This is a genomic window from Rothia sp. HMSC08A08 (genome assembly GCF_001808385.1).
GTDB lineage: Bacteria > Actinomycetota > Actinomycetes > Actinomycetales > Micrococcaceae > Rothia > Rothia dentocariosa.
Map to the genome: position 1 here is coordinate 71,847 of NZ_KV793056.1, position 13,051 is coordinate 84,897.

The window sequence follows — 13,051 nt, forward strand, 5'->3', positions numbered from 1 at the left end:
CCCTATTGCGCACCGCCCTATGGTAGCCTGTAGAATTCACATAAGCGCCGAACGCGCAAACGCACAGATTATGCAGGCAGAAGGAATCCCCATGTCACATAAACCTTCTGACATTATTAATGAGGGTGTAGCAGAAGAACATGTTAAGGCGAGCAAACCTGTAACGGTCGCGCCTCCAGCATCTCCTCCAGTGTATCGGGGCGACTTTGAGTCGCGCGGCGAGCATAAGGATATTATTCCGAGGACCTTCTGGGTTGGTATTTGGGATACGGCTTTTTTTACGCTGGCAGGTATAGCCTCTGTGGTGCTTACCGTTCTGATCCTACTTAATACCGTGGGACATTCTTGGTGGGGCATTCCGATTGCACTTTCGTTCTGGGCAGTCACCGCTTATTTGACGCTCCCCCGATTTCACGCGATCATGACGCGCATCTATGTTCCCGACTATTTTATTGGGCGCACCCGCACCCCGGATGGATTATTAGGCGACCCCGTCAATATCGGTATTATCGGCTCAGAAGAGCAAATTCACCAGGTGATGCAGGACGCTGGCTGGACTCGCGCAGATGAAGTCACTTTGGTTTCCAGCTGGAAGATTATTGTTTCGACAATTACCCGAAAATCCTATAGTGAAGCACCGGTATCTCCTCTCAAGATTTTTGGGCGCGTACAGTCTTTTGCATACCAGCAGGAGGTTGACGGGAACCCGGAGAAACGCCACCATGTGCGGTTTTGGCGAACTCCAGATGGCTGGCTGCTTCCCGGTGGCCATCGCGTCGATTGGCTGGCGGCAGGAACCTACGATTCAGGGGTCGGCTTTAGCTTTTTCACCCTACAGGTGACGCATCGGATCGATGCCGATACGGATTTTGAGCGTGATTATATTGTCGAGTCTATTCAGTATGCGCATCCGAGCACACGGGTAGATATTCTCGAAGATTTTTCGACCGGCTACCACTCCCGAAACGGTGGTGGAGATACAATTCGTACGGACGGCGCGCTACCTATTATCACGCTAAGCAATGAGGGCGTGAAAGACCCGCGCCAGGTTAAAGACCTAAACTTGGCGAGCGCTCATGACCTAGCTTATGAGATGCCTGCGGGTCTGCTGATAGCCTCTGTGATGATGATTATTTCAACTCTCTTAGAGCTTGCTAACGCTGTTCTGACTGTGGTTAATCATCAGGAATTACGCAGCACGGTACTCAGAAGCGATGCGAGTGAAGAAATTACGGCCTTGCTTGCTGGGGAACAGGGGCAAACATTTTTGACGGTGCTTAGCGGTGTGCTTCTTGCGGTAACTCTTGTCTTCTCTCTCGTACACCTATTTCTGCTCTGGAGTACGCTCCGGGGTTCGTCGAAGGCTCGTCGTCTGGTTCTCTTACTCCTTGCGGTGAGTTTTACAGTAACCGCTGGCGGTGTTATCTGGGGGCACCAGCATATGCCATTGAGCGCGCTTTTCTTCCAGCTTGGAGTCAGTGTTTTTGCCATGCTAGGTTTCACCTCGGATGCGGCGGTCAGCTATACGGCTGCACGCACATTCCATATGCGCGATATTCGCTTGCGGCATCGGGGTTCTCGGCGAAAGCAAACGAGTAACTAATTAAATACGCATAGCTGAGCCGTTACGCTCCTCCAGAGAAAGCGTAACGGCTCAGCTATAGTACATGGTAAATCTACTACCCATCTTCACCGTGGAAGATAGGTCCCACGGTACGACTGCGCTTGAGTTCAAAGAACCCAGGATACGATGCCATTGCTACGGCGCCGTCAAAGACCTTACCGGCTTCTTCACCATGCGGTGAGGGCGAGAGCACGGGACCGAAGAAAGCTACATCGTTAATCGCAAGAAGGGGCACGCCAACATCATCGCCGACCTTATCAAGCGCCTCTGCTGTCGAGGCGCGTAACTGCGCATCGTATTCGTCGGTGGTAGCGTACTGAATCAGGTCCGCAGGCAAATTCGCTTCTTTGAGAGCTTCCTCAATAGCAGGCAAAAATTTGTCTCCTTCAGAGATGTTTTTCTGATGGTGGATCTGCTCTCCCAGAGCATCGTAGAGAGCCTTCAAAACGTCGTCACCGTGGAGTTCGCGGGCAGCAGCCACTACACGGGCGGGGCCCCAGGTGTTGTCGATCATAGCGCGGTATCCAGGATCAAGCTCGCGTCCTTCATTCAGAACAGCGAGTGAGAATGGGCGCCAATGTACCTGAATATCACGCACCTTCTGCACCTCGCCAATCCAGCGCGAGGTAATCCAACACCACGGGCAGGTAGGGTCGAACCAAAAATCAACGGTTGTTGTCACGAGGGTATTTCCTTTCATCATTGTATAAGTTCAAACCTCATCCAGACCTCCAATATTCCGCCGGGTTCTCACCTGCACGAATAACCTACGCAGCCTTCTTCTTGGCACGAGTACGAGCACTCTTAGAGGACTTTTCATCAGCTTCAAGAACGTATACGGGCTCAGCACCGGTGCGCACGGTATCTTCTGTGATTACCACGGAGGTAACGTCCTGACGGTCAGGAACCTCAAACATAATTGGCTGCAGAATACCCTCCATCATGGAGCGTAGCCCGCGTGCCCCAGTCTTACGGGTTTCTGCGAGCTCGGCGACCGCGTGCAAAGCATCATCTTCAAAGATAAGCTCAACGCCATCAAGCGCAAAGAGATGCTTATACTGCTTCAGCAAAGCATTTTTAGGCTTCGTAAGAATCTGTTCAAGCTCTTCGGTGGTGAGCTCTTTCAACGTAGAGATCACAGGCAAACGACCGATTAGCTCAGGGATGATACCGTAATGGGTCAGATCTTCGGGCATGATCTGCGAAAGCGTCTGATCAGTATCCGGTGCGGCGGTCAGCTCGGCCCCAAAGCCTATACTGGTTCGATCGGTGCGGGCTAAGATCCTGTCTTCCAGCCCATCGAAAGCACCAGCGACAATAAAGAGAATATTTGAGGTTTCAATCTCAAGATTGGTATGTGCCGGATGTTTACGCCCGCCCTCTGGAGGAACCGTTGCCAGAGTACCTTCAATAATCTTCAAAAGCGCTTGCTGCACGCCTTCCCCCGAGACATCGCGGGTAATAGATAGGTTTTCTCCGCCTTTGCGGGCAATCTTATCGATTTCGTCAATATAGATAATGCCGTTCTGCGCCTTTTCGACATCACCGTCGGCGGCGTTAATAAGCCGAAGCAGAATATTCTCGACATCGTCGCCAACGTACCCAGCTTCGGTGAGCGTAGTAGCATCGACAATGGCGAAAGGAACATCAAGCTTCTTTGCAAGAGACTGCGCAAGATAAGTTTTTCCGCTGCCGGTGGGACCAATCATCAGAATATTAGATTTTCCCAGGTCTACGGATTCACCCGCAGTTGCCGAAAGGGTTCGGGAGTGAAGTACCGGATTGTTTAAGTCATGGACGCGCTTGTAGTGGTTATAGACCGCCACCGCCAAGGTGCGTTTTGCAGAATCTTGACCGATCACATAATCATGCAGATAGCTGTAAATCTCACGAGGAGTAGCGAGTTTCTTGATCTTTTTGGTCTGCGGCTTCTTTGTTTTTTGCCGTTCCTCATGCAAAATCTCGTTGCATAGTGCAATACATTCATCGCAAATGGAGACATGCGGACCGATCACAATCTTGAAAACCTGGGTACGCGTCTTAGAACAGAATGAGCAACGCATACCCGGAGCAACAGTTTTCTTGTTTTCTTCCGTACCACCGGTGTTGTCGGTGTTAGCCACGCGCCCTCTCCTTTCTACGAGTGTTTGCAAGCTATCACAAGGTGCTTGTTACCAGGCTACCCTAGTTTTTCGCTGAGGTGTGAAGACAGGCTGTCACTGTGATGCGGCGTGTCGTATTCGATGTAATTTGACAATTATGACGCTGTGTAACTTGAGGTTTTATGTACTTTTTGGGGTACAACGTATAGGTGCCGCATCCTCAATTTTGAGGATGCGGCACCTAATAGTAATCGTATATACGTTTAGACAACAGAAAGGACTACACTCATATTTCTAATCGTGCGACGTAGCAGTATTGGTAGCAGGCTTGTTAAGTTTACGCGAATCCAGTACCTTATCCACTAAACCGTATTCTTGAGCGGCAGCAGCAGTTAGAATATTATCGCGCTCGATCGAACGGTCAACTTCCTCATAGGTCTTACCGGAGTGCAGAGCCAGGGTCTGTGCAGTCCACTCACGCATACGCATAACTTCGTTCGCGTGAATCTCAAGGTCAGAGGCCTGTCCGCCTTGCTGCCCGCTCAGGGCGGGCTGGTGAATAAGCACGCGAGCATTCGGAAGAGCCAAACGCTTACCCGGGGTTCCAGCAGCCAAAAGCACTGCCGCAGCCGATGCAGCCTGCCCCAAGCATACGGTCTGAATCTCGGGGCGAATAAACTGCATGGTGTCATAGATGGCGGTCATTGCCGTAAAAGAACCACCGGGAGAGTTGATGTACAGGGTAATATCGCGATCGGGATCTTGAGCCTCAAGCACGAGAAGCTGAGCCATAATATCATCTGCCGAAGCGTCATCAACCTGGGTACCCAAGAAAATAATGCGATCCTCAAATAGCTTGGCGTACGGATCTTGACGCTTATAACCGTAGGGGGTACGTTCCTCAAAGCTGGGGAGCACGTAACGGCTCGAGGGCATCTGCGGTGCAGAATCTTGAGGTAGGTAGTTCATATGTGTATTTCCCCTCTTTACTTACCCTCGGCGGTCAGATTACCGCCAGTGGATAGTGCGATGTGATCGAAGAAGCCGTATTCCAAGCCCTCTTCAGCGGTAAACCAGTTATCACGGTCATTGTCTTTCAGAATGGTCTCAAGGCTTTTACCGGTACGTTCAGCCGTGATCTCTGCCAGACGTTTTTTCATATCTAAGATGAGTTCTGCTTGAGTACGGATGTCGGATGCGGTACCACCAATACCACCAAGCGGCTGGTGCATCAGGATTCGGGCGTTGGGGGTCGCATAACGTTTGCCCATGGCACCTGCTGTCAGAAGGAACTGTCCCATAGATGCAGCCATACCGGTTACTACAGTCACCACGTCATTCGGAATGAGCTGCATTGTGTCGTAAATAGCCATGCCAGCGGTCACCGAGCCACCGGGAGAGTTAATGTACAGGTAAATATCTGCCTCGGGATCTTCAGCCGATAGCAACAACATCTGTGAACAAATTAAGTTTGCGTTTGAGTCCCTTACTTCAGACCCCAGCCAAATAATACGCTCCTTGAGCAGACGATTATAGACGTAATCTTCCTGCCCTGTGACGGGGTTCGTAGCCATAGTCGGGGTGTTATTCCCAGACCCAATAGGCAGAGGCATGTAGCTAGACATCTTCCCTCTTCTTCTCGATGGGTTTCACGCGCTCCCTACCATGCGGGCCCGTGAAAATATTCATTGCTACTACAATACCGGGTCACGGCTGTATTCGGGCGGAGTTTCGCCGTAGTTCGCCAAAGGGCGAACGTCACTCAACCCTCAGCGCATTATATCTATTTCCTCTGTTGGGGCATGTACCAAAACTTAACACAACAATGCGGGCGTGCACCGCAGGATTCTTTCCTGCACATGCACGCCCGCATCCGTTATAGGTATCTGCGGAGAGAAGGACTACTTCTCGTCTTCTTCACCTTCAGAGAGGAACTTGGAAAGGTCTACAGCCTTACCCTTAGTGTCTTTGACGACAGCCTTCTTAAGAACTTCGCCTAGAGCCTTGGAGCGGCGTACCTCGCCCACAAGCATTCCAGCCTGGCCGGAACCGTCAAGCATCTGTGCGAACTGGTTCGGATCCATGCCGTACTGCGAGCTCATGGTGATGATGTAGTTGATCATCTCATTCTGGTTTACTTCAACTTCTTCAGCATCAGCAATAGCATCAAGCACCATCTCATTCTTAAAGGCGGTCTCGGTGTTCTCACGAACTTCCTGACGGTGCTCTTCGGTATCGTGGTCTTCACCGGCTTCGGGGTTGTTGAAGTGCTGCTCCAGCTGTTCTTCAATGACCTTTTCAGGTACGGGAACCTCAATCATCTCAATGAGCTTAGCCAGCACCTTATCGCGTGCCTGTGCGCCCTGCTCAGAGACCTTGGCCTCGGCAACCTGGTTCTTCATGTCTGCTTTAAGCTCATCAACAGTATCGAACTCAGAAGCAAGCTGCGCGAACTCATCGTCAACCTCAGGAAGCTCACGCTCCTTAACAGCGGAGAGCTTCACCTTAATGGTTGCGTCCTCCCCCGCGTGATCGCCGCCGGAAAGCGTGGTCTCGAAAGTTGCATCTTCGCCCGCAGACAGACCGATCAGGGCCTCATCAATACCGTCCACCATGGTGCCGGAACCGATCTGGTAAGACAGGTCGTTTGCTGCGTCAATTTCCTGACCATTGATTTCAGCGGTGATGTCAATGGTGACAAAATCATTCTTAGCTGCGGGACGCTCAACGTTCTTCAAGGTACCAAAACGCTCACGCAGAGCTTCAAGAGCCTGCTCTTCGTCTTCTGCAGTAACCTTGATTTCGTCAACCTCAACCTCGATACCCTCATAGTTGGGAAGCTCGATTTCAGGACGAACGGTCACGGTGATGTTCAGCTTCACGTCTGCTTCACGATCGTTCACCGTGGGCTGGCTCTGCACATCAAGTTCGGGCTGTGCCAGCGGGGAGAGCTCATTCTCGCCCAATGCCTGTGAGTAGAAGTCGTTCAAGGCGTCGTTCAGAGATGCTTCGACAATGTAGTCGTAACCTGTGCGCTGCTCAATGAGCTGCTTAGGCAGCTTGCCCTTACGGAACCCAGGAACGTTAATCTGCTGAGCCAGGTTCTTATAGGTGCGGTCCAGGTAGGACTTGAACTCTGCGAAGGGAACCTCGACCTCGATCTTCGCGAGGGTCGGGTTGAGCTTCTCGACGGCGGTCTTCACGTCCGTGTTCTCCTCATATAGTCGAATGCGGCACAAGCCTGTGAACCGCAGTTGGTTACTGGAAAAGGGCGCCGCACATGCGACGCCCGCTTCACGTCGGGGCGACAGGATTCGAACCTGCGATCTCCTGCTCCCAAAGCAGGCGCGTTAGCCAAGCTACGCCACGCCCCGTGAAACGCGAATGCTTTTAGGCATTCGGTTTTTAAGTTTACCGTGTACAAGGATAAATGCCTAACATTCGAATGTCTAATTTAGAACACGAAAACCTTAAGTCTTTCTGAGGAATAATCTGAGTACGCCCATCTATCATGCATGCTAGCTTATTCAGACGCTTCTACACGTCCCAGTCTCATCGGATTGCCGCGTTAAATAGGCTCCTTGTATTCAGGAATTTTTCTAATTCAATACCAGGATGGATACAAGCGGCTCTTTGGTGAGAGACATCAAAAATCTGTGCCTATAAAAGATCCCCGTTTTGGCCTCTCAGTAAAAACACCCCAGCGCGAAAACACTAAGAGTTTTTATTCCCGAGAGGGGATGACGAGCTGAAGGGTACAAATTCCGAGCAAACGAGGCACCAAATCCGTGCCTGTCAGCGATTCCCGTCTCAGATCCTCGGAATAAGGAAAACGCCCCAGTGCAAAGCACCAAGGCGTTTTATATATACCGAGGGGATGACGGGAATCGAACCCGCGTCATCAGTTTGGAAGACTGAGGCTTTACCATTAAGCTACATCCCCGCAAGAACTAGATAAGATTACCTGCCTGTACTGGAGACTGTCAAGTTCGGCGCGCATCGTTTGCGGGGATCGTAGCTAACGCTATTTCTGGCATCCAGGGCACCAATAGAGTTTGCGGCCCGCTATTTCCTCCATACGAATGGTGGTGCCACATCGGGGGCAGGGTTCTCCGTGGTGCTGGTAAACGTAGTTGGCATGCTCAGGCCAGGCTTCGGTTTCATGGATTCCCGGGCGGTCCTTTTGTTCGGTGGTGATGATGCGGCCGACACGCACTCCGATGGTGAGCAGATGTTTGTTATCTTCCCAGAGTCTACTCAGCTCATCATCGGTGAGAGTCTTACCGGGGCGAAGAGGATCTATTTCTTGGCGGTAAAGCGATTCGGCACGAAAAATATTGCCCACGCCCGAGATAGCGGCCTGATCCATGAGGATCACGCCGATAGGCCTTGAGCTTTTGCGGGCTGCGGCATAGAAACGTTCGGGATCTGCATCGGTGTTGAGCGGATCCGGTCCAAGTTTGGCGCGTACCTGGGCAACTTCGTCTGGGTTTAAGGTTCGGCAGATAGTGGGACCAACGAGGTCAGCCCAACCGTGTTCTGAAACGATGCGGCACCGGGTAGTGCCTTTCGGCGCGGGCGGTCCGGTATATTCTTCGGCCTCCCCCGCCGTATATTCTTTTTCGCCGATCTTACGGGGTGCGCCTATGCTGGATGCGCCTGTAAAAGTTTCGTCCCCTCCAAAGCTCCAGTTGCCATAAATGCCAAGGTGCACGTTGAGGGTCAGCTCATTGTTGAAGGGCACGAAAAGATGCTTACCGTGCGCATATGCGTTGAGAATGCTGGCTCCGTCAAGAAGGGCTGCACCATCCGTATAACGCCCCTGTGGGCTTGAGACTCGCACGCTCTCCCCCGTGAAAACATCGTTGAATTGACGGGCGATACGATGTATCGAGTGTCCTTCGGGCATGGGAATTCTCCTGTGAGCGCGTGTCTGTGGTTGTATTTTGGTGCATGCGTCTGGGGTCTAAACTTTAGAAGATGCACCTTTAATACGGTACACCGCCTATCATTCGGACGGCGCCTTGGGGTGTTTCATATACCTATAAACTAAACGGCGAATGCAGCGACATTTGTTATTCCCCGATTTTTCAGGGTACGCTACCGCCGCATCCATATAAAAAATCTGTGGCTTACTGATCTACGGTGCTATGAGTCGATATGCTTACCTTCAATACGACCGGTTCGCTCGTATTCGGCAACCTGACCGATGCGGCGGGCGTGGCGTTCTTCGTTCGTCCACGGGGTGGAAAGGAAAACCTTAATAATCTCTAGTGCTTCTTCATTGCTGTGCTGACGACCACCGACCGCAATGACCTGGGCATTATTGTGTTGGCGGGCAAGAGCGGCAGTATCGTGATTCCAGGCCAGTGCGGCACGAATTCCTTCTACTTTATTAGCGGCAATCTGCTCGCCATTACCAGAACCGCCTAGGACGATGCCCAGCGAGTCAAGCCCCTGATCACGATCTCGTTTAACGGCAAGGGCGGCGTTAATGCAGAAACTTGGGTAATCATCCAGCGGATCGTACTCTTGGGGCCCGTGATCAATCATGTCGTATCCTGCGGCGGTGAGCTGTTCGATCAGGTATTGACTCGTCTCAAGACCTGCATGGTCGGTGGCGATATGTACGCGCAAGGGGTTCTCCTGATGGTGTTCCGTGGCGCTCACAGCGTGGATATTTATATCTTTGCAGTGAGTGGTGGACTGGCTTCCCGAAATGTGCACGGCGATAGTCGTCTCTATTCTGGGCGCCCTCAGCTGTTGTGTCTCTATAACTGTAGCGAATTTAAACTTATTCCTGTAACCGGTATCGGGGCAATGGCAGGTATTATTTCGGCACATATTTTTCTGCCCACACCTGCCCTTACCATCGGCACGTATTTTGCGCATGTGATGAGTAATAATGTGCTCTCTGACAGGATGCGTTAGACTGTGGTACTAGGCACTTTTTGCCGGGGCACATACACATATCTGAATTTGTCTGATGCCTATATTCTTGAGCTTGGTTTTGCACTGTTTCTCCTGGTAGGTCCGCTGCAAAACGCTACAGGAAGATTTATAAACACATATCGAGAAAGGGAATCATGCCCGGTCTAAATTTAACCCGCGATGAGGCGATTGAGCGTGCGGGAGTTATTAAGCGGGTTCACACCTACCGTGTTGATCTCGACCTTCGCACAGACAAAGATGTTTTCTCGTCGATTGTTGAGATTCGGTTCGATGCTGAGCCTGGCGCATCCACGTTTATTGACGCTATTACCTCTCAGGTAAATTCGATTGAGCTAAACGGCGAGCGGCTTGATCCTGCTCTTGCCGATGGGGAGCGCATTGCTCTGCCGAATCTTGCAGCGCAGAATGTTCTGAAGATCGATGCAGAGATGTTCTATACAAATACCGGTGAAGGTTTGCACCGTTTTGTGGACCCGGCGGACGGTGAAATTTATCTGTACTCACAGTTCGAGGTTCCGGATTCTCGCCGTGTTTTCCCTGTATTTGAGCAGCCAGATTTGAAGGCCGAGTTTGAGTTCAGCGTGCGTGTTCCTTCGCACTGGGTTGTGGTTTCTAACCAGCCCGAGGTGAAGATTGAGCCCAAGGACTGCGGTTGCGGTCGGGCACAAACATGGTATTTCAAGCCTACTCCGCGCATGTCTTCGTACATTACAGCCATCGTGGCGGGCCCGTATGAGAAGGTTACGAGCGAACTGACGAACTCTGAGGGGCGTGTTATTCCGCTGGGTGTTTACGCGCGTAAGTCGCTGATGCCCTATGTGGATGCGGACGATATTTTTGAGCTGACTCGCCAGGGCTTCGAGTTTTATGAGGAGCAGTTCAAGACGCCGTATCCTTTCGAGAAGTACGATCAGCTCTTCGTCCCCGAGTTCAATGCGGGTGCTATGGAAAACGCAGGGTGCGTAACCTATCTTGAAACCTATGTGTTCCGTTCCAAGGTTGCAGAGGCGCTGCGTGAGCGCCGCGCCATTACGATACTTCACGAGCTTGCGCATATGTGGTTTGGTGATTTGGTCACCATGAAGTGGTGGAATGACCTGTGGCTGAACGAGTCATTTGCCGAGTTTATGTCTACACTGGCTGCGGCTGAGAATACCCGCTACGCACAGGAAGCATGGGCTACGTTCTCTGCTTCGGAGAAGACCTGGGCGTATAGGCAGGATCAGCTCTCCTCAACCCACCCAATTGTGGCTGAGATTCGTGACCTTCATGATGTTCAGGTGAACTTTGACGGCATTACCTACGCGAAGGGCGCATCGGTGCTGCGGCAGATGGTTGCGTGGGTTGGTCAGGAAAACTTCATGGCGGCCTTGAAGAAGTATTTTGACAAGCACGCTTGGGGTAACACGGTTCTTGACGACTTGCTGGTCGAGCTGGAAGAAACTTCCGGCCGTGATGTACGCGCATGGAGTGCCAAGTGGCTTGAAACCGCCGGGGTAAACACACTTACGGTCGAGGTCGCCGATGATGCCGAGGGCAATATTACTTCTCTGGGTATCCGCCAATCCTATGCTGCCGGTTATGAAACGTTGCGCCCGCATCGTGCAGTTATCGGTTTCTACGATCTGACAGACGGAAAGCTGACTCGCACCGACCGCATTGAGCTGGATATTGACGGCGAACTGACCGAGGTTGCCGAGGCTGTAGGCAAGAAACGCCCCGACCTGATTCTGCTCAATGATGAAGATTTGGCGTTTGCCAAAGTTCGCCTGGATGAGCGTTCTATTGATACTGCGGTGAAGTATCTGGGCGACATCGACTCGTCGGTAGCTCGCGGCGTGGTCTGGGGTTCCCTCTGGGATACCGTGCGTGACGCCCAGATGCCAGCGCGGCAGTATGTGGAATTTGTGCTCAATAATATTGGCAAAGAGACTAATTCGACTGCACTGCGAACCCAGCTGGGTAACCTCTCCATCGCTCTGCGTTCCTTTGTTAATCCTGAGTTTAGGGATGAAACTCGTGAACGTGCCGCCGATCGCCTGTGGTCGTTGGCTTGCGCCGCTCAGCCGGATTCAGACTCGCAGCTGCAGCTGGTTCAGGCATTTGTGAATCAGACCCGAACCGAGGCGCAGTATGAGATTGTGCAGCGGCTTTTTGAAGGCGATATTGTGCTGGACGGTTTGGAGATTGACACCGATTTGCGATGGACCCTAATCTGCCGCCTGGCGACGGGTGGTCGTGTGAACGCCGCACAGATCGATGCTGAGGCGGCAAACGATAACACGGCAACCGGTCAACAGTATGCGGCTCAGGCATATGCGTCTCAGCCAAGTGAACAGGTGAAAGCCGAATACTGGAACAAGATTATGGTGACCGGTGAACTGTCTAATATGATTCAGCGCTACGCCATTTTCGGTTTCAAATCGGGCGAACCCGAGCTCATTGCACCGTATATTGAACCGTATTTTGAGCTGATTGAAGGTATTTGGCGTTCGCGGTCACACGAGATTTCGATGCAGATTATTGGCGGCATGTACCCTTCGGAACCGACCGCCGAACTACTGGAACGCACCGAAACCTATTTAGCGTCTTTGCCTGAGGATGCGGCGGCGCTGCGACGACAGATTGCGGAGGCGCGCGACGGCGTGGCTCGTGCCTTAAAGGTTCAGGCGGCTGACGTTTAGGGTAATAATCCCCTAGCCTGCCCCCCCCAACCTATATAAAAAGGTTCTTGATGTGAAACAAACCGCGAAAATTACGCTTATTTCACATCAAGAACCTTTTTTAGCGCCCATGGGTTACATTGAGCCAGGTGGGTCTTGAGAATTATTGTTTTTGAGCAATAGTTCTATTCGCTAAGATCCTTGAAGTACCGAGCAACGGGCCAGCGAACAAATCCTTCGGACTCATAGAGCGCTCGGGCCGGTGCGTGTCCCGAATCGCCGCCGGTTTCGACCATCACCATGCGCATCCCGGCGTCTTTAATCTGCGCAAAGGCATGCTCCATAAGCTGCTGCCCCACGCCGCGCCGCTGGTACTCGGGATCAACAGCAATCACATAAATCTCACCCATCTGATCCTCAGGATGGATACGCGTGCAAACCCAAGCGACCGGGCACTCACCCTCAAGCGCAACAGACACATTCTGAGGCTCCTGATCGAGCACTTCCTCTAAATCGCTGAGCTGCCGCTGCTGCCACCCTTGAGGGTAGAACGCATCATAAACGAACTCGGGGACGTCGTTGTGCATCCGCGGAAAAACGGGTCCCCAGGCGCGAAGTGAAATATCCAGAAGAGCTTCCCGATACTCAGAGTTATAAGAAACAATACGCATTGTTACAACCTATAAAAGCAACGTCTGAAATGCAATGCT

The 13,051-nt window shown here is 51.9% G+C and carries 11 protein-coding genes and 2 tRNA genes; 3 read left to right on the forward strand and 10 right to left on the reverse strand.

Features of this window, described 5'->3' with window-relative positions; translation table 11 throughout:
* Positions 1–19: 19 nt before the first annotated feature.
* Positions 20–1,603: an LssY C-terminal domain-containing protein gene (locus tag HMPREF3164_RS00930; protein WP_246822542.1), complete on the forward strand. Its 1,584-nt coding sequence runs from the start codon at positions 20–22 to the stop codon at positions 1,601–1,603.
* Positions 1,604–1,679: 76 nt separating this feature from the next.
* Here the strand turns inward: HMPREF3164_RS00930 and HMPREF3164_RS00935 are convergent, their stop codons facing one another.
* From HMPREF3164_RS00935 to HMPREF3164_RS00975, 9 genes are all read right to left on the reverse strand, one after another.
* Positions 1,680–2,327, reverse strand: a complete 648-nt coding sequence (locus HMPREF3164_RS00935) for a mycothiol-dependent nitroreductase Rv2466c family protein (protein ID WP_048751457.1) — start codon at positions 2,325–2,327, stop codon at positions 1,680–1,682.
* A 64-nt stretch (positions 2,328–2,391) separates the two neighbouring features.
* Positions 2,392–3,687 carry an ATP-dependent Clp protease ATP-binding subunit ClpX gene (clpX, locus tag HMPREF3164_RS00940; RefSeq protein WP_070448593.1) on the reverse strand — a complete coding sequence of 432 codons (1,296 nt, stop codon included), beginning with the start codon at positions 3,685–3,687 and terminating at the stop codon, positions 2,392–2,394.
* A 333-nt stretch (positions 3,688–4,020) separates the two neighbouring features.
* Entirely contained in the window at positions 4,021–4,695 is a 675-nt protein-coding gene (locus tag HMPREF3164_RS00945; protein WP_048751458.1) for an ATP-dependent Clp protease proteolytic subunit, read from the reverse strand.
* A 17-nt stretch (positions 4,696–4,712) separates the two neighbouring features.
* Positions 4,713–5,351 carry an ATP-dependent Clp protease proteolytic subunit gene (locus HMPREF3164_RS00950; RefSeq protein ID WP_048751459.1) on the reverse strand — a complete coding sequence of 213 codons (639 nt, stop codon included), beginning with the start codon at positions 5,349–5,351 and terminating at the stop codon, positions 4,713–4,715.
* A gap of 276 nt (positions 5,352–5,627) precedes the next feature.
* Positions 5,628–6,929 (reverse strand): trigger factor, encoded by a 1,302-nt coding sequence (gene tig, locus HMPREF3164_RS00955; RefSeq protein WP_048751461.1) that lies wholly within the window; start codon positions 6,927–6,929, stop codon positions 5,628–5,630.
* 96 nt (positions 6,930–7,025) lie between these two features.
* Positions 7,026–7,100: transfer RNA gene (locus HMPREF3164_RS00960), tRNA-Pro, on the reverse strand.
* Positions 7,101–7,598: 498 nt separating this feature from the next.
* A tRNA-Gly gene (locus tag HMPREF3164_RS00965) sits at positions 7,599–7,669 on the reverse strand.
* A gap of 81 nt (positions 7,670–7,750) precedes the next feature.
* A complete protein-coding gene (locus HMPREF3164_RS00970) occupies positions 7,751–8,635 on the reverse strand; it encodes an Fpg/Nei family DNA glycosylase (protein ID WP_048755273.1) in 885 nt (294 codons plus the stop codon).
* A gap of 239 nt (positions 8,636–8,874) precedes the next feature.
* Positions 8,875–9,363, reverse strand: a complete 489-nt coding sequence (locus HMPREF3164_RS00975; RefSeq protein WP_048755272.1) for a ribose-5-phosphate isomerase — start codon at positions 9,361–9,363, stop codon at positions 8,875–8,877.
* Between the two features lie 36 nt (positions 9,364–9,399).
* Between HMPREF3164_RS00975 and HMPREF3164_RS00980 the strand changes: the two genes are divergently transcribed.
* Both HMPREF3164_RS00980 and pepN read left to right on the forward strand, forming a co-directional pair.
* Positions 9,400–9,657 carry a hypothetical protein gene (locus tag HMPREF3164_RS00980; protein WP_141745247.1) on the forward strand — a complete coding sequence of 86 codons (258 nt, stop codon included), beginning with the start codon at positions 9,400–9,402 and terminating at the stop codon, positions 9,655–9,657.
* Positions 9,658–9,812: 155 nt separating this feature from the next.
* Complete coding sequence (gene pepN / locus HMPREF3164_RS00985; RefSeq protein WP_048755270.1) at positions 9,813–12,362, forward strand: aminopeptidase N; 2,550 nt, start codon at positions 9,813–9,815, stop codon at positions 12,360–12,362.
* A 164-nt stretch (positions 12,363–12,526) separates the two neighbouring features.
* Here pepN and HMPREF3164_RS00990 read toward each other — a convergent pair whose 3' ends face one another.
* Positions 12,527–13,012, reverse strand: a complete 486-nt coding sequence (locus HMPREF3164_RS00990) for a GNAT family N-acetyltransferase (RefSeq protein ID WP_048751466.1) — start codon at positions 13,010–13,012, stop codon at positions 12,527–12,529.
* Positions 13,013–13,051 lie beyond the last annotated feature (39 nt).